Raw genomic sequence first — 22,688 nt, forward strand, 5'->3', positions numbered from 1 at the left:
TTAAAAATCGGTGGCCGTTGCTGCTGGTGCGGGTCAATCCCTTGGCTGGCTGACTTGCAGGAAACGGCCCCTAGCTCCGGCTGTTTCCGTGGGCGAGCTTGGCGACATCGCTGCAGCAGCGCTTCAGCCAGCGCCATTTCCGGTCACTTTTTCGGCCGCCGCCAGGTCGACATGCCAACAAAGACGTGTCGAAGACGACACGTTTTTGCGCGCCTCTGTCTTCCGCAGCATAAAATCGGCTGATCGACTTTTCACAAAGCTGTGTGAAGGGCTTCCCTAAGGGAAAGTGCTCGCGTTCGCATATGTGGGCCGACAAGCCATTGAAATTATAGGGACAATATGCCTTCGGGAACGAGACCGCATGACATGGCGGTCCTGAATTCTGTTGCTTGATGGCAACGCCGAGTGGGTCAATCCACCGGTAGGCCGAGAAAAGATAATGGAAAATGATCAATTGGTGTTACTGTCTGTAACAAAACTAAAAGAGGTTTGGGCGGATAGTGATTCGGGTCGGTAGACCAGAGCGACATTCAATATCGGAAAAATGGCTCCGCGGTGCCGCAAGGCCGCCGCTCCTGACACCGGTTTCCTCGATGCGCAGCTTCTGGGGACTGATGCGGGCCTACTGGTTCTCGGACCGCTGGGTGGAGGCCTGGACGCTGACGCTGGTCATCGCGCTGTTCACCGCGCTCTCCAGCAAAGCCGGCGTCTGGTTCGCCGAAGCATCCGGGGAACTGGTCAACTCGATCGCCTTTTATCACGATGCCGCGAACACCACGCCGCTCGCATCGCTGCTTACCAACGCCGGCATGCTCATCCTTCTGGTCGTGCTCAAGGACGCGGGCTTTACCGGCATCCGCACCTTTGTCTCGGCGACGCTGCATCGCAAATGGCGCGGCTGGCTGGACAGCCGTTTCAACGAAGCGCTTCTCGACACCAACCATACGCATTTCCACGCCCAGCATGGGTCCTCCGGCGCCGCCGCTCCCGACAACATCGACCAGCGCGTCCAGGAATCGATCAAGGACATGACCGGCGGAGCCATCGGCCTCGCCATTGGGGTCATGGCTGTCGCCACATCGCTTTATTTCGTCGGCCAGAAACTGCTTGAAACCTCGGTAGAGGTGAAAGGGCTTGAGTTCCTCGGCAGCTATGGCAGCGCGGTCCTGGCTTTCCTGGCGGTCGCCATATACGTGCCACTGAACACCTGGATCGCGGTGAAGGTCGGCAGACTGCTGGAACGGCTCAATATCAGGATGCAGCAGTCCGAAGGCAGTTATCGCGGCGAGCTGACCACGTTCCTGCGCCGTAGTTTCCACGTCGCCGCGTCACAGGGCGAAAATGTGCAAAAGACGATGCACGACCGGCTTTATGTCGACATCGACCGCACCTGGGCGCGGCTGAACATCGTCAACACCGGCTACCGTTCGTTCGAGCTGATCTACAATTTCATCGGCGCCCGCATTGTCGCCTATGGGCCGGGCCTCGTGCCTTACATCCACAACCGTTTCGACCTCAAGGGCTACATAACCGGCTCAGAGATGGTCAACTCGCTGATCAGTCAATGCTCGTGGTTCATCCATGTCATGCCTTCCATCGCGGCGCTGCGGGCTAACAGCCAACGCGTGACTGAACTCGCCAACGCGATCGAAAATGTCCAGCATCCGCAGGAATTCTACAGTCTCACCGGCTGCTCCGATTTCCGCTACGACCGCCAAAATCCGGTTTTCGGCTTGACCATCCAGAAGCTGGAGCTGACCCATCAGGGCGAGGACGCCTCGCCCTTCCTGAGCGCCGCGAATTTGCGCTTCCGACGCGGCGAGTGGACGTTCCTGAAGGGTGAATCAGGCTGCGGCAAGACATCGCTGATCAAGGCGATCAACGGCTTGTGGCCCTATGGCCGCGGTACCATCGTATTCCCGGAAGGGGTCGAAAGTTTCTATGCCGCCCAGGAAGTCAAGCTGCAGCAGGTCTCGCTGAAGCAACTGGTCTGCCTGCCCGGCTCAGAGCACGATCACACCGACGCGCAGGTTGCGTCGGCTCTGCACAGAGCGGGCCTTGGCGATTTCATCGAACACATGGCTGATGAAACCCGTGAGGGAATGAACTGGGACCAGGTGCTTTCGGGTGGCCAGAAACAGAAGCTGGTTGTCGCTCGTATCGTCCTGCAGCAGCCGGGCCTGCTGTTCCTCGACGAAGCGACCGGCGCGCTCGATCCCGAAGGGAAGATCGCTTTCCATCAGGCGATCAAGGACAATTGTCCAGACGTCACGGTGATCTCAATCATGCACGAGGCCGTGCCGCCAAGGTCGCTTTCGGGCGCCGAATTCTACCACAGCATCGTTACCATCGCGGACGGTGTCGCGACCAAGAAGCCGTTGGCGCCGAGCCTGCCGCTCGAGCTCACCACCATCCTCGCGCACCCAAGGCCGGTCGAGGAAAAATGGCTGCGCTTCCCTCGCCGCATCAGGCAGAAATAGCAGCGACATGACGATTGCTGCCCATTGTCGGTCCTGCATCGCCGCAGCGCATCCGACAGCGATCACAGTCTTGCGATCTGACCCATCCGCAGCCGTTTTCAGCCGCCATTGCGATTGACTCGGCCGGGCGCCCTCCTATGTTCCGCCGGCTTGCAGAATTTCAACCTACAGCGCGGCTCATCCTTTTGGACGCGCAAATGACGCTGTAGCACTTTTGATTTTGGGCATGATCCTCTTCCGAAAGCCGAATTCGATTTTCGGGGTCATGCCTTGACCCGCGAGCAGAAAGGTCACCGCGCCATGCCTGGCGACAGTCACAGTCGAACGCAACCGCCGTCCGCCTGAACGTGACCTGACCGGTTCACGTCCTGCCGGGCGGCAAGGAGTGAGCCATGAACGAATCTTCCCTCGTTGCGCGCGGCGATGCCACCGCGATCGCCCGTATCCTCGCAAACGATCATGTCGCCGACATTGTCGAGGCACTGAACCGGGAGCCTCGCGAAACAGCGACGGAACTGCTCTGTGAAGTGCCTTTCGAGCGGCTGGTCGAGATATTCGACCAGCCCGAGCTTGATGGCGCGTCCGAGCTCGTCGAGGCGCTGCCTCGTGTCAAGGCGGGTAGACTCCTCGCCGCCATGTCGGTCGACCGCGCCGCCGACATATCGCGCGATCTGGCGGAGCCGGCACGTAGCGAGCTGCTCGACGGCCTCGCGCCGCCGTTGCGCGCGACGCTGCTAACGATTCTTGGCTATCCCGAAGGCAGCGCCGCCTCCATCATGACGACGGAATATGTCAGCGTGCCCTCGGACTGGACCGTGGGCCGTACGCTGGACCATATCCGCAAAGTGGAGCGGACCCGCGAGACCGTCTACGCGATCTATGTCGTCGACCCGCGGACGCACGTCCTCGTGCGCTCGACCGGCCTGCGCCGGCTGATCACCGGCGAGCCGGACGATCCGATCATGGCGATCGCTCCAGATCGCTTGCCGGTGACCGTTTCGCCGCTGACCGACCGCGAAAAGGTTGCGCACCTCATTTCCAAGTATGACCTGCTCGCTGTCCCGGTCGTCGAGAACGGGAAGATACTCGGCATCGTCACCGTCGACGACATCATCGACACGATGATCGAAGAGACGACGCAGGACGTCCATCGTTTCGGCGGCATGGAGGCTCTGGAAGAGCCCTACATGAAGATGAGTTTTCTCGCCATGATCCAGAAACGCGCCGGCTGGTTGTGCGCGCTGTTCATCAGCGAGATGCTGACGGCCAATGCGATGCAGAGCTATGAAGGCGAGTTGGAGAAGGCTGTTGTGCTGACCCTGTTCATTCCGCTGATCATGAGTTCCGGCGGCAATTCCGGCTCGCAGGCGACCTCGCTGGTCATCCGAGCGCTGGCACTGCGCGAGATCGGTCTTGGCGACTGGTGGCGGGTGGCCCTGCGCGAACTACCGGCCGGACTGGTGCTTGGATCGATCCTCGGCGTCGTCGGCGTCTGCCGCATCACGTTGTGGCAGTATCTAGGCCTCTATGATTACGGCCCGCACTGGCAACTGATCGCCGCAACCGTCGGTGCTGCACTGATCGGGATCGTCACCTTCGGCTCGCTGTCGGGATCGATGCTGCCGTTCGCCCTGAAGCGGATCGGCTTCGATCCGGCCAGCGCGTCGGCCCCGTTCGTCGCCACGCTTGTCGATGTCACCGGATTGGTGATCTATTTTTCGGTGGCGCTGGTGATCCTGCGCGGCACGCTGCTGTAACAACTCTCGCGCTTCCGTCGCGGCAATCTCGCTGCCGCGATGGGTTCTTGGCGCGTCAGACGCGCTCGCCGTCCTTCACCCGGTAGGTCGGCTTGTACATGGTGACGAGTTCTTCCGCCGCGGTCGGATGCACGGCCATTGTGCGATCGAAGTCATCCTTGGTCAGCCCCGCCTTCAGCGGAATGCCGAGAAGCTGCGCCATTTCGCCGGCATCCGGTCCGAGGATATGGGCGCCGAGCACCTTTTTCGAGGCGCCGTCGACTACCAGCTTCATCAGCATCTTTTCGTCGCGGCCGGACAGTGTATGCCGCATCGGCCGGAAGGTGGCGCGGTAGACCTCGATGTCGGAAAAACGCTTTATGGCCTCGTCTTCCGACAGGCCGACCGTACCGATCTCGGGCTGCGAAAAGACAGCGGTGGCGATCGTATCGTGGTCGGGCGCGGTCGGGTTGCCCTTGAAGACGGTCTCGACGAAACACATCGCCTCGTGGATCGCCACTGGCGTCAACTGCACGCGGTTGGTGACGTCGCCGATCGCCCAGATGTTGTCGATATTAGTGCGGGAGTATTTGTCGACATGGATCGCGCCGGTCTTCGACAATTCAATGCCGACACCTTCCAGACCCATGTTCTCGGTGTTGGGCAGACGCCCGATGGCGAGCATGACCTGATCGATCGTCAGCACCTCGCCCCCAGTGACGACGGCGTCTAGCCGTCCGTCCGGGCGCTTCCTCACCCATTCGGATACAGCATGGCAAAGGATCCTTATCCCCTTCTTTTCCATCGTCTCGTGCAGCATGCGCCGCAGATCCATGTCGAAGCGGGAGAGGATCTCCTTGCCGCGATAGACAAGCGTGGTGTCGACGCCGAGGCCGTGAAAGATGTTGGCGAATTCGACGGCAATATAGCCGCCGCCTTCGATCATGATTGCCTTCGGCAATTCCTTCAGGTCGAAGGCCTCGTTGGAAAAGATGCAGTGCTCATGGCCGGGCAGAGCGGGGTGCGGTGCCGGGCGGCCGCCGGTGGCGATAAGAATCTGGTCGGCGGTGACGGTGCGGTCCTCGCCGAGAAGATGCACCACATGGGGATCGACCAGCATGGCGCGCGACTGAAACGTCTCGCCGCCGGCGCCTTGCACATTCTTCCTGTAGATAGCCTCCAGCCGGCTGATCTCGCGATCCTTGTTGGCAACCAGTGTTTGCCAGTCGAAGCTCGCCTGCGGCACGGTCCAGCCATAACCGGCGGCGTCGGCAAAGTGTTCGGGAAACTGGGAGGCATAGACATAGAGCTTCTTCGGCACGCAGCCGCGAATGACGCAGGTGCCGCCATAGCGGTATTCCTCGGCAATGCCGACGCGCTTGCCGAGTGCCGCCGCAATGCGCGCCGCCCTCACCCCGCCGGAGCCGCCGCCGATAACGAAAAGATCGTAGTCGTAACCGGCCATGGTGCGGCTCCTTGCCCTTCAAAATGTCTGAGACAGGTAGGCTGCAAACCATCAAAAGAAAAGCCCGGACCACCACGCCACGCATGCTGTCGGATGTGCGCAACGGCGGCCGGGCTTCCGGTCCAGCAGCGATAACGCCGCCGGAAAATATGCTCAGTTCTTCGGTGCTTCCGGCTGCGTGCCGTCAGCAGGAGCCGCGGCATTTGCCGGTGCTGCGGCCTTTGCCGCCGCGGCCAGCGTTTCGCCGACCTGCTGGGCGAGATCGCGAGCGACACCGTTCTGCCAGATATCGGCGGCCTTGAGCAGTTCACGCGTCACGGCCGGGCCGCTGTCGAGCAGCTTCTTGCCGGAATCGGAATTGTAGAAAGCGGCGATTTCGGTAAGCTCTTTTTCGGAAAATACCTTGGCATAGGCCATGGCTGCTTCTTTCTCGAGATCGGCGCGGCGCGAGGCCAGCGCCATCGCCTTTTCGCTGATGGTCCTGCCGATCAGCTCCTGCATGTCCGGATTCTTTTGGATAAGCTGCTGCTGAAGCGCGGCGGCGGCCTGCGGCAGGATGTTGTCGAACGGGTCCGTGGCGTGGATAGCCGCGACCGCGGCGCGCGCCGCCTTCAGATGCCCGTCGGTGACGTCCTGCGAAAACGCCGGCGATGAAAACGCAAAGACGGCTGAGGCTGCCAGAACGGCAGAAAAACGGCGAACCCGGTTATGCAACATCATGATCGATAAAACTCCCTGGTTTTCGGGCGGCATAGACGGTTTGGGTGCCGTCGCCCGCGATGATAGCCGTTGATGCCAGCCCGATGAAAAGACCATGCTCGACCACGCCCGGAATGGCATGGAGAGCATTCGAAAGCGCTCTTGTATCCGGAATGCGGCCAAAAGATGCATCGAGGATAAAATGGCCGCCGTCTGTAACAAAAGGCTCGCGCTCCGTCATCCTCAATGTGACGGGACCGGAAAGGCCGAGCCTTCCGGCCGCCGCGGCGACCGCGATTTCCGTGGCACGCAGGCCGAACGGGTTGACCTCGATGGGGAGCGGAAAACGGCCGAGCGTCTCGACCATCTTCGAACGGTCGGCAATGACGATCATGCGGGCGGAAGCCGCCGCCACGATCTTTTCGCGCAGCAGCGCACCGCCGCCGCCCTTGATCAATGTCAGCGCCGGATCGATCTCGTCGGCGCCGTCGACGGTAAGGTCGAGTTCAGGTGTTTCCTCCAGCGTCGACAGCGGCACGCCAAGCTCGCGGCAAAGGATGGCGGTGCGCTCCGAGGTCGGCACGCCGACAATAGTGAGGCCGGTAGCGACCTTTTCGGCGAGCAGCCGCACGAACTCTTCCGCCGTCGAGCCGGTGCCGATGCCCAGCCGCATGCCGTCGCTCACATGGGCAAGTGCTGCCCGTGCGGCTTCGACCTTCAGTTGCCTCGCATCCATGCTGCGTGTCGCGCCCCAAAAAATTTGTTTCGGCGCTCCTAGCATTTTTGCAAGTCCGGTCAAAGACCTTGGCTGTGGATTGACTGAGCCGGCTTGCCTGAATGGATCGCAGCGGCTATCGCCTGCCAACGAAGCAATCGCCACAGGACAGGCCATGACCCGACCGATCATCGTGTTCGACCTCGACGGGACGCTGATCGACACAGCGCCGGACCTGCTCGACAGCCTCAACCACAGCCTTGCCGCCAGCGAACTCGCAGCCGTCGACGAGGTCGGCTTCCGGCGCTTCGTCGGCCATGGCGGACGGGTGATGATCGAGCGCGCCCATGCCGCGCAGCAGAGATCGCTGGAAAGCCAGGAGCATGATCGGCTGCTGAAACTGTTTCTCGATCATTACACCGACAACATCCCGGGCAAATCACGCCCCTACCCCGGCGTCGTCGAGACGATCGCCCGATTCGAGGCAGCCGGTTATCTCTTGGCCGTCTGCACGAACAAATACGAAGCCAACTCGGTGGCACTGATCGAGGCGCTCGGCCTGGCGAAGCATTTCGCAGCGATTTGCGGTCAGGACACGTTTGCGTTCCGCAAGCCCGACCCGCGCCATCTGACCGAAACCATCGCCCTGGCCGGCGGCAATCCACATCTTGCGCTGATGGTGGGTGATTCGCAGACCGACATCGATACGGCGAAAGCCGCCGGCATTCCCGTGGTGGCGGTCGATTTCGGCTATACCGACCGCCATGTGCGCGAATTCGAACCGTCGGCAGTGATCTCGCATTTCGATGCGCTGACGCTTGGCCTGGCAGAACGCCTAATTGCCGCTGCGGGGCGCTGAGCACGACGGCGACCGGGCGTGTCCCGGCGGGTTGCATTCGGTCTTCGTCGGAACGCCAGCACATCGCCTTGACTTCCCAGGCCTGCCTCCCTTATATCGCGGCGCGCTTGGCCTTCGGGCAACGAGCGGGCGATTAGCTCAGCGGGAGAGCACACCCTTCACACGGGTGGGGTCGCAGGTTCAATCCCTGCATCGCCCACCAATACCCGCTCCCAGTGCGAAGCTATCATCCGCTTCGCGGTCGCCTACGCTTCGAACTTCTGCCTCGTCGCCGGGTTTGCCACGACCCGGTTCATGCGATCCGCCGGGCAGTTGGGGACACATCACTAAGCGCTATCCACCTTGGAATCACTCAACCTGCATATTGAACGCGGCCGGGAGAAAGTTGACGGACGACGAAATCGTCCTAGGTGAGCTGCTATCTCAATAGTTGTACCCCGGGAACTGACGAGGGGAAATCGCCGTCAACCTCCTGCTCCGACTAGGTGAAACTGCGCAATTGCAAATGCGTCCGGCTTCCGCGAACATTGCTGGACCCCATCAAGGGCCCGTAGCGGCCGACCCGAAACCAAGACGCTGGCTTCCGGCCCGGTGTCCTGGCGGGCCTCGGGGGTGACCTTGAATTCAGTCAGCGTCCGTCAAAAGGGAGGAATAGCCAATGAACCTGACAAAACACCTCGCCGGTGTGATGATCGCGTCGACTTGTCTGTGTGTGCCCGCGCTGGCGCAGACGAAGTTGACCTTGTGGTATCACGGCGCCGGCAACGAGGTGGAGTCGCGAACCCTCAACCAGATCATCTCAGACTTCAACACCAGCCAGTCCGACTGGACGGTGAGTATCGAGAGCTTCCCAGAGAAGAGCTATAACGATTCCGTCGCGGCGGCGGCGCTGGCGGGCAACCTGCCCGACATCCTGGATGTGGATGGGCCCATCATGCCCAATTGGGCCTGGGCCGGCTATCTGCAGCCGCTGCCGATCGACGAGAGCGAATTCGCCGACTTCCTGCCCGGCACCAAAGGTGTGTGGAACGGTAAGCTTTATTCGGTCGGTCTGTGGGACGCGGCGGTGGCGCTTTTTGCACGCCAATCGACACTGGACGAGTTGGGCCTGCGCACCCCGACCGTCGACAAGCCCTGGTCGAGTGAGGAATTCATGGCCGCGCTCGATGCCGCCAAGGCCTCCGGCAAGTATGAATTTGCCCTCGATCTCGGCATGAACGACCAAGCCGAGTGGTATTCCTATGCCTTCTCGCCGTTCCTGCAGAGCTTCGGCGGGGACATCGTCGACCGTTCGACCTACCGGACCGCGGAAGGCGCGCTGAACGGCGAGGCTGCACAGGCCTTTGGCAAGTGGTGGCAATCGCTGTTCACCGGAGGCTATGCGCCTGGCACCAGTGAGGACCCCGCCGATCAGCAGACCGGCTTCATCGACGGCAAGTTCGCCTTCCAGTGGAACGGCAATTGGCGCGCGGTGGCGACGATGGCGGCCGTGGATGACGTTGTCTTCCTTCCAGCACCCGACTTCGGCGCGGGCAACAAGATCGGCGCGGGCTCATGGCAGTTCGGCATCTCGGCCAAGTCCAAGCATCCGGAAGGTGCTGCCGCGTTCATCAAGTTCGCCGCGCAGGACAAATATCTGGCCGCCTTCTCCGACGGCATCGGCCTGATCCCGCCCACGCCCTCGGCGGCACAGATGACAAAGAACTACAAGGACGGCGGCCCGCTCGCGATGTTCTTCGACCTCTCTAAAGCACAAGCTCTGGTGCGCCCGGTGACCCCGGGCTACGTGGTCCAGGCCAAGGTCTTCACCAAGGCACTGGCCGACATTGCCAATGGTGCCGATGTGGCCGACACGCTTGATGCGGCGGTCGACGAGATCGACGCCGACATCGAAAGCAACGGCGGCTACGGCCATCGGTAGTTCTGTCGCGCCGGGGTCCTCGCCGGCCGCGGACTCCACGCTTTCTGGGTTCCTGGGCGGATATCGCAAATGGCGTCGAAACTAACCCTGTCGAACCGGACGGGCTGGACATTCGCCCTGCCGGGCTTCGCACTCATCTTCACATTCATCGTCCTGCCGTTTTTCTTCGCGATCGGTCTCTCATTGACAAATCAGCGACTGCTGTCACCGAACCCCACCCAGTTCGTCGGGTTGGAAAACTATCGTCAGCTCCTGGGCTTTGCGGTGGTGACCCTCGAGCCAGAGCGCGACGAGGCTGGCGAAGTGGTCCGAGACGAGGCCGGCGAAATCCAGTACCCCCGCCTGCGTGCGATCACCCGTAGCGACGACTATCCCCAATATCGCGGCATGCGTGAGTGGTTTCGGTGGCAGTCCGGCGAGAACGTCATGGTCGTCATCGCCAGAGACGTTGTGTTCATGAAGGCGCTGGTAAACACCTTCCTGTTCGTTCTGGTCGTGGCGCCGGTGCAGGGCGGCCTCGCGCTTATGCTTGCTTTGCTCATCAACCAGAAGCTCAGGGGCATCAGCATATTCAGGACCATTTACTTCATGCCGGTGGTGGTCTCCATCGTCGTGGTCTCGCTTCTCTGGCGGTTCATCTATGACGGCCAGAACGGGCTGTTGAACAGCATTCTCCAGGGCCTCAGCTTCGGTCTTTTCCAGCCCGTCGACTGGCTGGGCGATCCCTCGACTGCGCTGCCCGCGATCATGGCCATGTCGATCTGGCAGGCCGTCGGCTTCCATATGGTCATCTGGCTGGCCGGGTTGCAGACGATCAGCCCCACGCTCTACGAGGCCGCCGCCATCGAAGGGGCTTCGAAATGGCAGACCTTCCGCTATGTCACCTGGCCGGGCCTGCGCAACACCGCCGTGCTCGTCCTTGTCGTGATCACCATGCAGGGCTTCGCGCTCTTCGCCCAGATCGACGTGATGACCAACGGCGGCCCGCGAGACAGCACCCAAACTCTAGTCTTCCAGGCGGTCGAGCGCGGTTATGGCAAGCAGGACATCTCGGGCGGCTCGACCATCTCGGTCATCCTGTTCGCGATCGTGCTCGCGATCTCACTCATCCAGCGCTGGCTGACTCGGGAGCGTTAAGATGGCTTTTGATCCCGACAATTACGGCCTGAGGCTCTTCGTCCGCTATCTGGTGCTGTGCCTGATCGCGCTGATCTTTATCTTTCCGCTCGTGTTCATGATCAACTCGAGCTTCAAGCCCGACAATCAGCTCCTCGCGGACACCTCCAGCCTGCGTGCCTTCCTGCCCGTCGGGGACATCAGCCTCGACAACTATTTCGGAGCGTTCCGGCGGGCGCCGGTCGCCCTGTTCGTCCTGAACTCGGTTCTGGTCACCGGGGCGACCGTCCTTCTCTCGTTGCTGATCTGTTCGCTGGCCGCATTCTCCTTCGCTTTCCTGCGGTGGAAGGGGCGCGACGTGGTGCTCTCGATCGTCATCGCCACGCTGATCATCCCTTTCGAAACCATCGCTATCCCGCTCCTGCTCCTGGTCTCGAAACTGCCCTGGATCGGGCTCGAGGGGCTGCAATGGGGCTGGCTGAACACCTACCGGGTGCAGATCATCCCCTGGATCGCCGACGGGCTGACGATCTTCCTGTTCGTGCAATATTTCAAAGGGCTGCCGGGCGAGCTGATTGAGGCGGGCCGGGTGGAGGGCGCGAGCTGGTGGCAGGTCTACTATCGCATTGTCATGCCGCTTTCAGGACCGGTTCTGGCGACTGCCGCCATCCTGAAGTTCCTCGTCATGTACAACCAATATCTCTGGCCGCTCATCGTGGTGCAGCAGGAAAACTATCGCCCGATCATGGTCGGTCTCGGCTACTTCTTTCAACTCAACGTCGCCTGGGGCGAGGTCATGGCCTATCTCACCCTTATCACCGTCCCGGTGCTGATTTTCTATCTCTTCCTGCAGCGCGCCTTCATCGCATCGATCGCCTCTACCGGCGTGAAGGGCTGAATACATGGTTGTCGCGCTTAAAGACAGCGGGTCTGGGACAGCGTGCCCATGACGGCAAGCGCTGACACGGCTATTTCCTCAAGGACGAAAAAACGACCGGTGACCCCGAATTGCGACACATGAACCAGGAAACGGGAGCCATCGCTCATGGCTGAGGTCTCGCTCAAGGGCATCAAGAAATCCTATGGCCGCGTCGACGTCATCAAAGGCGTCGATATCCACATCAACGATGGCGAGTTCGTCGTCTTTGTCGGACCGTCCGGCTGTGGGAAGTCCACCTTGCTGCGCATGATCGCCGGGCTCGAGGAGATGACCGAAGGCATCCTCGAGATCGGAGGCCGGGTGGTCAACGAGCTCCAACCCAAGGAACGCGGTGTTGCGATGGTATTCCAGAGCTATGCCATCTTTCCGCACATGACCGTGCGCGAGAATATTGCGTTCGGTCTTACGATCGCGGGCGCTTCCAAGCAGGAAAAGGAACAGAAGGTCGCCGAGGCCGCACGCATCCTGCAAATGGAACATTTGCTCGACCGCCGCCCAAGTCAGCTTTCGGGCGGCCAGCGCCAGCGAGTCGCTATCGGGCGCGCGATCACGCGCAAACCGGCCGTATTCCTGTTTGACGAGCCGCTCTCCAACCTCGACGCCGCGCTGCGCATGGACATGCGCATGGAAATCGGCCGGCTGCGCAGGCAACTCGGCACAACGATGATCTATGTCACCCACGACCAGGTCGAGGCGATGACGCTGGCCGACAGGATCGTCGTCCTGAAGGACGGTCAAGTCATGCAGATCGGAGCGCCGATGGAGCTTTATCACGAGCCGGCCAACAGGTTTGTCGCCGGTTTTCTGGGAGCCCCGTCGATGAATTTCCTGACAGTCGACGTCCTCGACCTCGATGGCGAAGCGGCAACAGTGGGCAACCGAGCCCTGGAGCCGATCAGGGTGGCGACCAGAAGACGCCCCTTCCGGAAAGACGGTAAGGCCATCCTGGGCATCCGTCCGCAGCACCTCCGGGCGGTGCAATCTGGAAAAGGCATGCTGCATGGCGTCGTGGCACATGCCGAGCGGTTGGGCAGCGAGACGGTTGTGGACCTGACGCTTCGCGACGATCGCGAGCTCATTGCGGCCTTCAATGAAGACAAGATCTTTCAACCGGGTGACGCTCTGGAACTCGCGTTCGACACGGCCTTGGCCCATCTCTTCCCCGAGGAGGGATGAGCGCTGCAGACGCCGTAACGTGAGCAACAACAACGCGATGCATCGGCGCGATTCGCGAGTGTGCATCCAGAACCCCGGAACAAACTTGCATGGCCGCGAGTTTCTACTCGTCGAAGTGTGAGGGAAAGCCATGTCCAGATTTGTTTTGGCGGCCGCCGTGCTGCTTGTCGGCGGATCGGCATTTGCCGCGGACGAAAGCCCGCTGCCGCCCCAGAATGCCAGGAAACTGTCGGAAATAATCGCCAAGGTCGAGCAGCGCGACGACTTTCGTTACGTCGACGAGGTCGCCTGGGACAGCGGCGCCTACACCGTTACTTATTACACGACCGACAAGGCGAAAGTCGAAATCACCTATGATCCCGTGACCGCCGAGCCGAAATAGATCGCCGCACTTTCCTCCATGCAAATACGTGCGCAGCTTGGTGGCATCCCTCGGAGACTGGCAGCGCCGTCGCGTCACCAAGAGCGGGGGCGAGTTCCTGCACGCTTTTCGGTGTCCCCTTGCGCCGATGCGCCTTTGATGGCTGACTGCAGCGTTATCATTGAGCCGCACGGGTGTGGGCATGGCGACGGTAAAGCATGTGGCGAAACGCGTCCTGATGATGCTCGCCGGCTATTTCGTTGCGGTGCTGGTCGGGCTGATCGCTGTGGCCACGATCTATGGTGCATTGAGTTCGCTGCCCAATGCGCCGGGGTACTTCGATTTCATGGGGGTCAGCCCGATCGCGGCGCTGGTCGTGCCGCCGCTCGGCATGTTCATCTATTTCCTGACGATCGTGCTGACGGGCCTGCAGACGCTGATCTTCGCGCTGATCGCCGAATTGTTTTCGCTGCGCAATTTCCTGTTGCATATGGTCTTCGGCGCCGCGGCAGCGGCTGCCGGCTTCGCCTTGATCTGGCCCAGCGCGCCGGAGGATATCAGCCCCGAGCGCTGGGCCGATATCGGCATCATCGCCGCCGCCGGTCTTGTCGCCGGTCTGGTCTACTGGCTGATCGCCGGGCGCGAAGCCGGCTTCCGACGCCCGCTCTCCCAACGTTAGGACGGATCGACCAAGGCTTAGTCTCAGCTTGCCGGCGAGCGCACCGCTTCCGTGCTGTCCAGCGCCTGCTGCAGCCGCGTGTCGCGGTCGTAGATGTCATGGAAGTATTCGACATTGCCGGACATATCAGGCCAGGCGGTGAAATAGGCGACATAGACCGGGATCGTGCGCGCCACCTTTTCGGTCGAATGTCCGTGCTTCAGCTTCTCCGCGATATAGTCGACCGAGGTGCCAAGCACGGCAGCCGCCATGCCACGCGGATCCTGCAGACGAACGCAGCCATGGCTGAGTGCGCGCATGTCACGCTGGAAAAACGACTTTTGCGGCGTGTCGTGCATGTAGATTGCGTGCTTGTTGGGGAACAGGATCTTCAGCTCGCCCAGCGCGTTGGCCTCGCTCGGCAGCTGGCGCACGCCATAAGGTATCTTCGCGCCATAAGCGCCCCAGTTGACCGAGGAGGAGGGAATGCGCTTGCCGCGCGCATTGACCACTTCGTAGCCGGCGCGGTCGAGATAGCCGGGATCCCGGCGTAACCGGGGCAGCATCTCGTTGACGAGGATCGACTGCGGCACGCCCCAATAAGGATGGAAGTCGACCTGCTCGACCTGATCGTAGAAGAAGGATGTCTGATTGGTGGTCTTGCCGATGACGGCGCGGGTCTTCAGCTTCTCCTCGCCATTTTCGATGTAGCTCGCCGTGAAGGCCGGCTGGTTGATGAAGACGCGCGGACTGCCGAGATCGGATGGCAACCATCGCAACTCTTCCAGCGCGACCTTTACCTTCTGGATCTTGTCGACCTTGGACGTTCCAGCCAGCGCCGCCACGGTGCGCGGCCCGATGACGCCGTCGCCCTTCATGCCGGCCTTCTTCTGCACCGCCTTGATAACCGGCACCAGTTCCGGGTCATAGACCTCGCTGGTGGCGAGCCGGGCCAATATCTCGCCATAGGCGCCGCCCATCTCGTCGTCGAGGTTGCGCGCGATCTTCGCCAGAAGCTTCGGCAGTTCGGGGCTGGTCTCGCCTGGCTTCAGCAACAGCTTGGGATCGACGACGATCTCGTCTTCGGCGCTGGCCTGAAGCGATTCCAGTTCGACGCGCAGCGCCTGATATTCCACGTTCTGCGGATGCCGTGATTCGAGATAGGTGCGCGCTTGCTGGGTGCGTGCCAGCGTTTTCAGCACGCCTTCCATGTCGAGCGGCTTGGCCGGAAAATCATAATATCCGGTCATGCGATTGGGGTCGACGCGACCGCTTTGCGCGTCATGAACGTAGCGCAGGACTCGCGCCGACAGTGCCATCTCGAAGCGGACGAGCTCCTTCAGCCGCGCATCGGCATCGCTGGTCGATACGCTGGCCGCGGGCACTTCTACCGTGTAGTCGGCAGGTGTGAGGCCATAGCTCGCCGCCTCGCCAAGCACCCGCACCGCGTCCTGCGCGCGGCTGTTAGCGCTGGCTCCCGTTACCCAGATAAAATCAGGATTGGCCGAGTAATAGGCAACAAGCGCCTTGGCGATGTCTTTTTCAGCATAGAGTTCGTAGTCACCAAGGCCGGCGATCGCTTCGCGGAAGGCGGCGCCAGTAACTGAAGATGGAGTGGCGGAAGACGGCTGGAAGGCGGCATCCTGTGGCATTGCCGGCCCCGGCGTTACCGCCAGCGTCGAGAAGTCGACGCGCACCAGTGGATCGCTTTTGTAGGTGTAATAGGACGGGCTGCTGATTTGGACGGCACCGCCCCCTCCGCCGCTGCGCTTGTTGCCTGCGCTTCGGGAAACGGCCGGCGCCGTTGCGTTTGGCTTAAATCGTGACTTCTGCCTCGACGGCGGCGGGGGAAAATCACCTTGCGGTGTGTGCCGGATGCCGCCGCCGAAAAGCCTCTCGAAAAGCCCTTGGGCGTCTGCCTGCGGCATGCCGAAGGCAAGCATTGCCGCGATCGCCGCAAGCGGCATCACGGTTGCTTTGTTTCCGAGAAATTTCATGGATCACCCGCTCCGGCTGCAACCGGTTCCCGTTCCGCACGCTTGACGGTCTTGCCCACCGTATGACGGGTGTAAGACGCGACTATACCGATTCATACCGATTTCGTTAAGCTTCCATAAATTTTGGGAAGGTCTGTTGCAGAACAGTTTCACGACACCGGGGCAACCGGAGCGGATTGAGTCCCGCTCCGGTTTGGGAACTAGCGCACGGGTCAGGCGTTGGCGCCGCCGTCGATGGTCAATGCGGCGCCTGTCACGAAGCGCCCTTCGGGACCGGCCAGCCAGGCGACCATGCCGGCGATCTCTTCAGCCTTGCCGAAGCGAGGCGTCGCCATCTTCTGCCGCTGGTGCTCGGCGTGCGGGCCACTGGCCGGGTTCATATCGGTATCGGTCGAGCCCGGATGAACGACGTTGGCGGTGATCCCGCGTGAACCGAGGTCGCGCGCCAATGCCTTGGTCAAGCCGACCAATGCCGCCTTGCTGGCCGAGTAGGCGCTGAGGCTGGTGTCGGTGACACGCTCGGCCAGATTGCTGCCGATGGAGATGATCCTGCCGCCCTCGCCCATATGCACTGCCGCCGCCTTAGAGGCCACGAACGGGGCTCTGACATTGACCTCCATGGTTTCATCGAAGTCGGCGAGCGATAATGCATCGATCGGCGCGGCGCGCCAGATGCCGGCGCTGTTGACGAGGATGTCAAGCCGCCCGAAGGCCTTCACTGTCTCACCGACCGCCGCTCGGATTGCGGCAGCGTCGCGATTGTCGGCCTTCAGGGCAACGGCGCGACCGCCGGCCGCCTCGATTTCTCCCACGACCGCACGGGCCTGCTCCTCGCCATTCACGTAAGTAAGCGCGACGCTGGCGCCGTCGGCCGCGAGCCTTCGCGCAATCGCCGCGCCGATGCCGCGGCTGCCGCCGGTGACGAGCGCGGCCTTGCCATTCAAGCCGATGGGAGACATTCGTTTACTCCTTTTCTGTAATGATCGATACATAAATGTCTGCCAGCCTTGCCCGGATGCGTCAACAGATTTATGTATCAATCAACACAGAAAGGATGCCATGACGGAACGAGGCCGCCCCCGCACCTTCGATCGAACCACTGCCCTCCGGCGCGCAATGGAGGTGTTTTGGGCCAAGGGCTATGAGGGCGCATCGATGAGCGACCTGACCGCGGCGATGGGCATCAACTCGCCAAGCCTCTACGCCGCCTTCGGCAGCAAGGAAGCGCTCTTTCTCGAAGCGGTCGAGCTCTACACGCAGGTCGAAGGCACCGATATCTGGTCCGCACTGGAAAAGGCGCCGACGGCGTGCCAGGCGGTCGAGCGTTTTCTGCGCCAGACGGCCAAGGCCTATTCGCAGACCGATCGTCCGCAAGGCTGCCTGATCGCGCTCGGCGCGCTGCACCAGGACTCAAGCCGCGGCGCCATCTGCGATGATCTGCGCCGCCGCCGCGCCGAGAACCGCGCAGCCTTGCTGAGACGGCTGGAACGTGGCGTCGCGGAAGGCGAATTGCCGGCAGACTTCGATTGCCGCGTGGCTGCGACGTTCTATGCGACCGTGCAGCACGGCATGTCGATCCAGGCGCGCGACGGCGCATCGCGCGCCGCCCTTATGGCGACTGTCGCCGGTGCGATGGCAGCGTGGAAGGGGATGGCCGGCACCGACACGTGACAAACGCCGGCGGCATTTAATGCAGCGATACCGGCTCCCGGTGTTCGGCAACGAAGTCGATCGCGCGCTCGACCACGCCCTTGTCGGCGAGAATGCGGCGATGGCCGAGCCCGTCCGCCCAGTAGAGCGTGACGTGGTCGCCGGCGCCCGCATAGAGCCTCGCATGGTCGGCGGACACTTCGCGGTCGTCCGGCGCATGGATGACCAGCGTTGGCACTGGCGTGCGGGCAAGCTGGCGGTCGCCGACGAATTCGTGCAGCGGCCGGCCGGCGATGCGTTCGACCCGGTCCGCCATGGCGGCCTGCGAGCGTGGGCCGACACTGAGCATGCGGCTGAAATCGTTGAAGATCGCCGGCAGCGAGCTCGGGGCCGCGATCAGCACCAGCCGCTCGGCCGCCAGCGGCGGAATGTTCTTGACCGAACCGACGACGGCATTGGCGGCGACGGCGCCGCCGAAGGAATGGCCGACGACCGCCACGAACGGGCCGAACCATTCGCCGGTCAGCCGTGCGGCTTCGACAGCACTGACCAGTGTGAGTCGGCGGCCCTGCGACTGGCCGTGCCCCGGCAGGTCGAGCGAGACAACCTTGTAACCGGCGTCACGATAGCCTTCGATCAGCGTGCGCATATATTCGGTGCGCGAACGCCAGCCATGGATGACGAGCACCGTGCCGACGGCCCGCCTGCCCGGCTCTGGCCTGAATTCATGCGCCATGACGCACCCGTTTTTGGTCTTCAGCCGATGATGGCGCGCCTCGGCCATGAAGCCGGCGGCGCGGTCGACGGCGCGTCGCTCGCCGTCGCTGAGGATCTTGGCGTTCGGCGTGCGGCAGAACAGTTCGAACGCCGCGCGCCCGGTAAGGCGGGGAGCCACATGTTCGGCGGCAGCAAACACGCCCCGGATGACCTTCAATCCAAATGATGCCATAGTGGCGATCCATCCATTCGTTCAAGCATGAACATAATAGTTCAAACATGAACATTAAACAAGAGCTACCCTGGGACAACCCGCGGTTTCGCAACTGGGTCGCGGTGGCGCGCGCTTGCCATGTGCTGGAGCGCACGCTGGCGGTGAAGCTCGCGCCGCTTGACCTCAAGCCGGCGCAACTCGACGTGCTGATGAACCTTTACCGCCATCCCGGCATGTCGCAGCATGATCTCGCCCGCCGGCTGCTGGTCGGCCGTTCCAACATCACCATGCTTTTGCCGCAACTCGAGACACGCGGCCTGCTGCGCCGCGAAGGTGACCAGAAGGACAAGCGGGTGCTGCGGCTTACCTTGACCGAAGCCGGCACGGAACTTCTGATGCAGGCGCTGAAGGTCCATATGGCGCTGATCGAGAAAGCGATGAGCCAGTCGACGCCGGAGCAATGCGATATGATCGGCGAGCAGATGCGCAAGATTGCCGACGTTCTCAAGGAAGCGTGACGGGGCCGGTAGCGATCCGCTCACCACATCGACTTTTTCGCGCGCTCCGGCCACTCTTTGTCATAGGCCTCGCCGTCGATGCCTTTCCGGCTGGTGATTTCCAGGATTGTTCCAGGTGTCGGCAGCGATTTCGGATCGACATGCCTCGCCGGGTTCCACAGTTCCGACCGGACAATGGCGCGGGCGCACTGGAAATAAACCGAATCGACATCGATGACCGTGACTGAGCGCGCCGGCTTGCCGTCGACGCTGAACGAGGCGCAGAGCGCGGCGTCGGTGGTGATATGGGCGCGGCCGTTGACGCGCAGCGTCGTGCCGGAGCCTGGGACCAGGAACAACAGGCCGACGCGCGGATCGCGAATGATGTTTTTCAGCGAATCGGCACGGTTGTTGCCGCGCCGGTCCGGCATCATCAGGGTTTTCGGATCGTGGATGCGAACAAAGCCGGCGAGATCGCCGCGCGGTGAGCAATCCAGCCCTTCCGGCCCGCTGGTCGCGAGCGCGACAAAGGGCGAGGCTTCGATGAAGGCAGCGTATTCAGGGATCACATGGTCGAGTTCCTTGACCAGCGAGGTCTCGCCGGGCAGGCCATAAAGCGCTTCGAGCTGTTCGACCGTGGTGATGACGGGCATGTTTTCGTCTCCGAGTATCCGCCGCCGCTACTCCATATCCGTGACGTTTTGACGACACGTGCTGCACGTCTTTTCGGTTGTCTGGAAACGGGTGTCGAACCAACGATATAAGGGGCAAGTCGCGTCAACCGTACGATACTGATCACGGAGACCGAAATGGATAAACCACTCGATCGGCGACGCACCGCCATGGAACTTCTTGAAAACATGTTCGAGGTTGAAATGCGCTTCCTGCAATCAGGGCCGGCGAGCCTCGACACGCTTGCTAGCGCATTTCATGCCGAGATTGTCGTGCATGAGCCGCAGTCCTTGCCCTATCGAGGCCATAGCGTTGGTTTCCCGATAAACAACGCTACCAGATTAAAGCACGAGCGAGTATTGATCGGTGGCCTTGCCAATCTTTGGATTCGGCAATGCAACAGCTACTCCCAGAGGGATATTCCTTCTTGCGCTATAGCTCGTTGCACAGCCGCACGTTCCTCCAGTCGACGAGTATGAGTGGTCCAAGCTGGATAAGTATTTTGCATATCAATGGCCATACGATTTCCCCACCGATAGAATACGAGCAAATATGGATCAACGATTGAGTAGCACTCTCCTATTGCCCAAACTCGGTCCTTCATCTTGGTATCTATAAGAGCAAATGCGGAGGCCAAATGCTCCTTTCCTCTTTCAACCAACGGCGCGTACATCGTTTCATCCGGTAAGAAAAAGTCGGCGCGCCAGATCATTCGGACGGCGACCGCGTGAACCGCACTGGATAGCCAGTTAAACCATTCGATGGAACGGACGACATTTGCTGCATCCGCTCCCAGGAGTCCCGTGTCTGGGTTCGTCAGGCCCAGGTGCAACAAAATTGCCGGCGCTTCAGTGAGAGTGAAATTCTCGGCAATGAGAACAGGGATTCGCCCTTTCGGATTGAATCGACGGAATTCGTCGGTTTTGGTTTCGGGATGGCCGGGAGACATCAACGCTAGCGAATATGGTCTTCCAATCTCCTCCATGAGGATGTGAGGCGCAAAAGAGCATGAGCCTGGCGCAGCATAAAGTGTGTAATGCATTAGTTCCTCCGAAAACCGTATCTTTCTTGTTTCACTATGCACTGGTTGCGAATGGCATTTGGCTCGACCTGAAAGAGGTTTATGCTTCAAGGATGACCGGTTGATCGAAGGCACGCCGTTTTATCACGACACCAGCGAAATACTGGCGATCCTGCGTTGACCAGGGCGTCGTGCGGGAACCATTCAACGATCGCGGCTTAGCCCCTTGTCTTCCAACTCGGCGAGATAGGCGGCCCAGCGTGCCTCCTTCTCATGGCCCAGCGTATGCAGGTAATTCCAGGTGAAGATGCCGGTATCGTGGAAGTCGTCGAAGGTGATGCGGACGGCATAGTTGCCGACCGGCTCGATCTTCAGGATCGCAACATTGCGCTTGCCGGGAACGGTCACGCGCTGTTCGGGCGAATGGCCCTGCACTTCGGCCGATGGCGAGACAACACGCAGAAACTCCGCCGGCAATTCGAACGGCTGATGGTCAGGGAAGGTCACGGTAAGCAGCTTGCGGTCCTTCGAGACTCTCAGTTCCTTCGGCGCCGTCATGGTGATAGATTCCGCATCATCTGTCCTTTCCCTACGCCGCTTCACGCAACGGGAAAAGGCCGCTTCGAAACTTCCGACGCAATCTGTCGGCGGCGCGATGTTACCAAAGATCGAGACCTCTTATCTTGAATAGCAGGTTGGATCGTATCACATAGCCATATATAACGATGCCGTTCGCAGCCACGGGAAACGCACGAGCATGGACATGATCGATCCTTTTGGTCGCACGATCAGCTACCTGCGCGTGTCGGTCACCGACCGCTGCGATTTCCGCTGCACCTATTGCATGGCCGAAGATATGGCGTTCCTTCCCAAGAAGGATCTGCTGTCGCTGGAAGAGCTCGACCGGCTGTGCACGGTTTTCATCGAGAAGGGTGTGAGGAAACTGCGTCTTACCGGCGGCGAGCCGCTGGTGCGCAAGAACATCATGCATCTCGTCCGCCAGATTGCGCGTCATCTCGAAAGTGGTGCGCTGGAAGAACTGACGCTGACCACCAATGGCTCGCAGCTTTCCCGCTTTGCCGCTGAGCTCGCCGATTGCGGGGTCAAGCGCATCAATGTCTCGCTGGATACGCTGGACCCGGAAAAATTCCGCCAGATCACCCGCTGGGGCAATCTCGACAAGGTCATGGATGGCATCGACGCTGCGCAGGCGGCGGGGCTGAAGGTAAAGCTCAATGCGGTGGCGCTGAAGGATTTCAATGACGCCGAGCTGCCGGAAATGCTGCGCTGGGCGCACGGCCGCGGCATGGAGTTGACGGTCATCGAAACCATGCCGATGGGTGAAATCGATGCCGACCGCACCGACCAGTATCTGCCGCTGTCGCTGCTGCGCGCAGCACTGGAGCGGCAGTTCACGCTGACCGACATTCGTTACAAGACCGGTGGTCCGGCCCGCTACGTCCACGTCGCCGAGACTGGTGGCAAGCTCGGCTTCATCACGCCGATGACGCATAATTTCTGCGAAAGCTGCAACCGCGTCCGGCTGACCTGCACCGGCACGCTCTATATGTGCCTCGGCCAGGAAGATGCCGCCGACCTGCGCGCGCCGTTGCGTGCCTCCGAAGGCAATGAACTGGTCGCCGACGCCATCGATGAAGCCATTGGCCGCAAGCCGAAGGGCCATGATTTCATCATCGACCGCCGCACCAACCGTCCATCGGTGTCGCGGCACATGAGCGTCACCGGCGGCTGATCTTCTCGCTCACACCGCCGAAATAAATCCTGCCGCTCTTG

At 61.2% G+C, this 22,688-nt stretch carries 22 protein-coding genes and 1 tRNA gene; 13 read left to right on the forward strand and 10 right to left on the reverse strand.

Annotated features, from left to right (window positions below; genetic code table 11):
- Positions 1-593 precede the first annotated feature (593 nt).
- Both EN885_RS18960 and mgtE read left to right on the forward strand, forming a co-directional pair.
- Entirely contained in the window at positions 594-2,480 is a 1,887-nt protein-coding gene (locus EN885_RS18960; protein WP_164897874.1) for an ABC transporter ATP-binding protein/permease, read from the forward strand.
- A 392-nt stretch (positions 2,481-2,872) separates the two neighbouring features.
- On the forward strand, positions 2,873-4,237 hold the full coding sequence (gene mgtE, locus EN885_RS18965; RefSeq protein WP_128242247.1) for a magnesium transporter: 1,365 nt from the start codon (positions 2,873-2,875) through the stop codon (positions 4,235-4,237).
- 55 nt (positions 4,238-4,292) lie between these two features.
- Here the strand turns inward: mgtE and gor are convergent, their stop codons facing one another.
- From gor to rpiA, 3 genes are all read right to left on the reverse strand, one after another.
- Positions 4,293-5,681 carry a glutathione-disulfide reductase gene (gene gor / locus EN885_RS18970; RefSeq protein WP_128242248.1) on the reverse strand — a complete coding sequence of 463 codons (1,389 nt, stop codon included), beginning with the start codon at positions 5,679-5,681 and terminating at the stop codon, positions 4,293-4,295.
- Between the two features lie 153 nt (positions 5,682-5,834).
- Entirely contained in the window at positions 5,835-6,401 is a 567-nt protein-coding gene (locus EN885_RS18975; RefSeq protein ID WP_127204534.1) for a DUF2059 domain-containing protein, read from the reverse strand.
- Entirely contained in the window at positions 6,388-7,116 is a 729-nt protein-coding gene (gene rpiA, locus EN885_RS18980) for a ribose-5-phosphate isomerase RpiA (protein WP_128242249.1), read from the reverse strand. The genes EN885_RS18975 and rpiA overlap by 14 nt, the downstream gene beginning before the upstream one ends.
- A gap of 154 nt (positions 7,117-7,270) precedes the next feature.
- Here rpiA and EN885_RS18985 point away from each other — a divergent pair, with 154 nt between their 5' ends.
- The 5 genes from EN885_RS18985 to EN885_RS19005 all read left to right on the forward strand — a co-directional run bounded on the left by EN885_RS18985 (position 7,271) and on the right by EN885_RS19005 (position 11,889).
- Positions 7,271-7,954, forward strand: coding sequence for a phosphoglycolate phosphatase (locus EN885_RS18985; RefSeq protein WP_095486814.1), 684 nt, complete (start codon positions 7,271-7,273; stop codon positions 7,952-7,954).
- A gap of 127 nt (positions 7,955-8,081) precedes the next feature.
- A tRNA-Val gene (locus EN885_RS18990) sits at positions 8,082-8,156 on the forward strand.
- 456 nt (positions 8,157-8,612) lie between these two features.
- Complete coding sequence (locus tag EN885_RS18995; RefSeq protein ID WP_095486816.1) at positions 8,613-9,875, forward strand: sugar ABC transporter substrate-binding protein; 1,263 nt, start codon at positions 8,613-8,615, stop codon at positions 9,873-9,875.
- A gap of 69 nt (positions 9,876-9,944) precedes the next feature.
- On the forward strand, positions 9,945-11,012 hold the full coding sequence (locus EN885_RS19000; protein WP_095486818.1) for a sugar ABC transporter permease: 1,068 nt from the start codon (positions 9,945-9,947) through the stop codon (positions 11,010-11,012).
- Position 11,013: 1 nt separating this feature from the next.
- Positions 11,014-11,889, forward strand: coding sequence for a carbohydrate ABC transporter permease (locus tag EN885_RS19005; RefSeq protein WP_095486820.1), 876 nt, complete (start codon positions 11,014-11,016; stop codon positions 11,887-11,889).
- A gap of 17 nt (positions 11,890-11,906) precedes the next feature.
- Here EN885_RS19005 and EN885_RS34700 read toward each other — a convergent pair whose 3' ends face one another.
- Positions 11,907-12,038 (reverse strand): hypothetical protein, encoded by a 132-nt coding sequence (locus tag EN885_RS34700; RefSeq protein WP_280953382.1) that lies wholly within the window; start codon positions 12,036-12,038, stop codon positions 11,907-11,909.
- On the opposite strand from EN885_RS34700, the gene ugpC reads away from it, so the two are divergent.
- The 3 genes from ugpC (at position 12,037) to EN885_RS19020 (ending at position 14,147) form a co-directional block, all read left to right on the forward strand.
- Positions 12,037-13,107, forward strand: a complete 1,071-nt coding sequence (gene ugpC / locus EN885_RS19010) for a sn-glycerol-3-phosphate ABC transporter ATP-binding protein UgpC (RefSeq protein ID WP_095486821.1) — start codon at positions 12,037-12,039, stop codon at positions 13,105-13,107. The genes EN885_RS34700 and ugpC overlap by 2 nt on opposite strands.
- A 130-nt stretch (positions 13,108-13,237) precedes the next feature.
- Entirely contained in the window at positions 13,238-13,489 is a 252-nt protein-coding gene (locus EN885_RS19015; RefSeq protein WP_095486823.1) for a PepSY domain-containing protein, read from the forward strand.
- A gap of 181 nt (positions 13,490-13,670) precedes the next feature.
- Positions 13,671-14,147 carry a hypothetical protein gene (locus EN885_RS19020; protein WP_095486825.1) on the forward strand — a complete coding sequence of 159 codons (477 nt, stop codon included), beginning with the start codon at positions 13,671-13,673 and terminating at the stop codon, positions 14,145-14,147.
- 23 nt (positions 14,148-14,170) lie between these two features.
- Here EN885_RS19020 and EN885_RS19025 read toward each other — a convergent pair whose 3' ends face one another.
- Together EN885_RS19025 and EN885_RS19030 are read right to left on the reverse strand one after the other, a co-directional pair.
- Positions 14,171-16,123: a murein L,D-transpeptidase gene (locus EN885_RS19025; protein WP_128242250.1), complete on the reverse strand. Its 1,953-nt coding sequence runs from the start codon at positions 16,121-16,123 to the stop codon at positions 14,171-14,173.
- A gap of 212 nt (positions 16,124-16,335) precedes the next feature.
- Positions 16,336-17,082, reverse strand: coding sequence for a 3-oxoacyl-ACP reductase family protein (locus EN885_RS19030; RefSeq protein ID WP_128242251.1), 747 nt, complete (start codon positions 17,080-17,082; stop codon positions 16,336-16,338).
- Positions 17,083-17,182: 100 nt separating this feature from the next.
- On the opposite strand from EN885_RS19030, the gene EN885_RS19035 reads away from it, so the two are divergent.
- Complete coding sequence (locus tag EN885_RS19035) at positions 17,183-17,794, forward strand: TetR/AcrR family transcriptional regulator (protein ID WP_095486829.1); 612 nt, start codon at positions 17,183-17,185, stop codon at positions 17,792-17,794.
- Between the two features lie 16 nt (positions 17,795-17,810).
- Here EN885_RS19035 and EN885_RS19040 read toward each other — a convergent pair whose 3' ends face one another.
- Complete coding sequence (locus EN885_RS19040; protein WP_095486831.1) at positions 17,811-18,722, reverse strand: alpha/beta fold hydrolase; 912 nt, start codon at positions 18,720-18,722, stop codon at positions 17,811-17,813.
- Between the two features lie 47 nt (positions 18,723-18,769).
- On the opposite strand from EN885_RS19040, the gene EN885_RS19045 reads away from it, so the two are divergent.
- The gene (locus EN885_RS19045) at positions 18,770-19,222 is read left to right on the forward strand and encodes a MarR family transcriptional regulator (RefSeq protein ID WP_091590958.1); all 453 of its coding nucleotides are present in this window, start codon (positions 18,770-18,772) and stop codon (positions 19,220-19,222) included.
- Positions 19,223-19,242: 20 nt separating this feature from the next.
- Here the strand turns inward: EN885_RS19045 and EN885_RS19050 are convergent, their stop codons facing one another.
- From EN885_RS19050 to EN885_RS19065, 3 genes are all read right to left on the reverse strand, one after another.
- A complete protein-coding gene (locus EN885_RS19050) occupies positions 19,243-19,854 on the reverse strand; it encodes a pyridoxamine 5'-phosphate oxidase family protein (protein WP_095486833.1) in 612 nt (203 codons plus the stop codon).
- A gap of 422 nt (positions 19,855-20,276) precedes the next feature.
- Positions 20,277-20,915 carry a glutathione binding-like protein gene (locus tag EN885_RS19060; RefSeq protein WP_095486837.1) on the reverse strand — a complete coding sequence of 213 codons (639 nt, stop codon included), beginning with the start codon at positions 20,913-20,915 and terminating at the stop codon, positions 20,277-20,279.
- A gap of 183 nt (positions 20,916-21,098) precedes the next feature.
- Complete coding sequence (locus EN885_RS19065; protein WP_185928347.1) at positions 21,099-21,458, reverse strand: DUF971 domain-containing protein; 360 nt, start codon at positions 21,456-21,458, stop codon at positions 21,099-21,101.
- A gap of 193 nt (positions 21,459-21,651) precedes the next feature.
- Between EN885_RS19065 and moaA the strand changes: the two genes are divergently transcribed.
- The gene (gene moaA / locus EN885_RS19070) at positions 21,652-22,647 is read left to right on the forward strand and encodes a GTP 3',8-cyclase MoaA (protein ID WP_095486841.1); all 996 of its coding nucleotides are present in this window, start codon (positions 21,652-21,654) and stop codon (positions 22,645-22,647) included.
- Positions 22,648-22,688 lie beyond the last annotated feature (41 nt).

Source organism: Mesorhizobium sp. M6A.T.Cr.TU.014.01.1.1 (genome assembly GCF_004022765.1).
Classification (GTDB): Bacteria; Pseudomonadota; Alphaproteobacteria; order Rhizobiales; family Rhizobiaceae; genus Mesorhizobium; species Mesorhizobium mediterraneum.

Excerpts from the sequence above, each read along its gene's own strand:
- EN885_RS18960 (WP_164897874.1), top strand. The coding sequence starts at position 594 with ATGCGCAGCTTCTGGGGACTGATGCGGGCCTACTGGTTCTCGGACCGC.
- mgtE (WP_128242247.1), top strand. The coding sequence starts at position 2,873 with ATGAACGAATCTTCCCTCGTTGCGCGCGGCGATGCCACCGCGATCGCC.
- gor (WP_128242248.1), bottom strand. The coding sequence starts at position 5,681 with ATGGCCGGTTACGACTACGATCTTTTCGTTATCGGCGGCGGCTCCGGC.
- EN885_RS18975 (WP_127204534.1), bottom strand. The coding sequence starts at position 6,401 with ATGATGTTGCATAACCGGGTTCGCCGTTTTTCTGCCGTTCTGGCAGCC.
- rpiA (WP_128242249.1), bottom strand. The coding sequence starts at position 7,116 with ATGGATGCGAGGCAACTGAAGGTCGAAGCCGCACGGGCAGCACTTGCC.
- EN885_RS18985 (WP_095486814.1), top strand. The coding sequence starts at position 7,271 with ATGACCCGACCGATCATCGTGTTCGACCTCGACGGGACGCTGATCGAC.
- EN885_RS18995 (WP_095486816.1), top strand. The coding sequence starts at position 8,613 with ATGAACCTGACAAAACACCTCGCCGGTGTGATGATCGCGTCGACTTGT.
- EN885_RS19000 (WP_095486818.1), top strand. The coding sequence starts at position 9,945 with ATGGCGTCGAAACTAACCCTGTCGAACCGGACGGGCTGGACATTCGCC.
- EN885_RS19005 (WP_095486820.1), top strand. The coding sequence starts at position 11,014 with ATGGCTTTTGATCCCGACAATTACGGCCTGAGGCTCTTCGTCCGCTAT.
- ugpC (WP_095486821.1), top strand. The coding sequence starts at position 12,037 with ATGGCTGAGGTCTCGCTCAAGGGCATCAAGAAATCCTATGGCCGCGTC.
- EN885_RS34700 (WP_280953382.1), bottom strand. The coding sequence starts at position 12,038 with ATGAGCGATGGCTCCCGTTTCCTGGTTCATGTGTCGCAATTCGGGGTC.
- EN885_RS19015 (WP_095486823.1), top strand. The coding sequence starts at position 13,238 with ATGTCCAGATTTGTTTTGGCGGCCGCCGTGCTGCTTGTCGGCGGATCG.
- EN885_RS19020 (WP_095486825.1), top strand. The coding sequence starts at position 13,671 with ATGGCGACGGTAAAGCATGTGGCGAAACGCGTCCTGATGATGCTCGCC.
- EN885_RS19025 (WP_128242250.1), bottom strand. The coding sequence starts at position 16,123 with ATGAAATTTCTCGGAAACAAAGCAACCGTGATGCCGCTTGCGGCGATC.
- EN885_RS19030 (WP_128242251.1), bottom strand. The coding sequence starts at position 17,082 with ATGTCTCCCATCGGCTTGAATGGCAAGGCCGCGCTCGTCACCGGCGGC.
- EN885_RS19035 (WP_095486829.1), top strand. The coding sequence starts at position 17,183 with ATGACGGAACGAGGCCGCCCCCGCACCTTCGATCGAACCACTGCCCTC.
- EN885_RS19040 (WP_095486831.1), bottom strand. The coding sequence starts at position 18,722 with ATGGCATCATTTGGATTGAAGGTCATCCGGGGCGTGTTTGCTGCCGCC.
- EN885_RS19045 (WP_091590958.1), top strand. The coding sequence starts at position 18,770 with ATGAACATTAAACAAGAGCTACCCTGGGACAACCCGCGGTTTCGCAAC.
- EN885_RS19050 (WP_095486833.1), bottom strand. The coding sequence starts at position 19,854 with ATGCCCGTCATCACCACGGTCGAACAGCTCGAAGCGCTTTATGGCCTG.
- EN885_RS19060 (WP_095486837.1), bottom strand. The coding sequence starts at position 20,915 with ATGCATTACACACTTTATGCTGCGCCAGGCTCATGCTCTTTTGCGCCT.
- moaA (WP_095486841.1), top strand. The coding sequence starts at position 21,652 with ATGGACATGATCGATCCTTTTGGTCGCACGATCAGCTACCTGCGCGTG.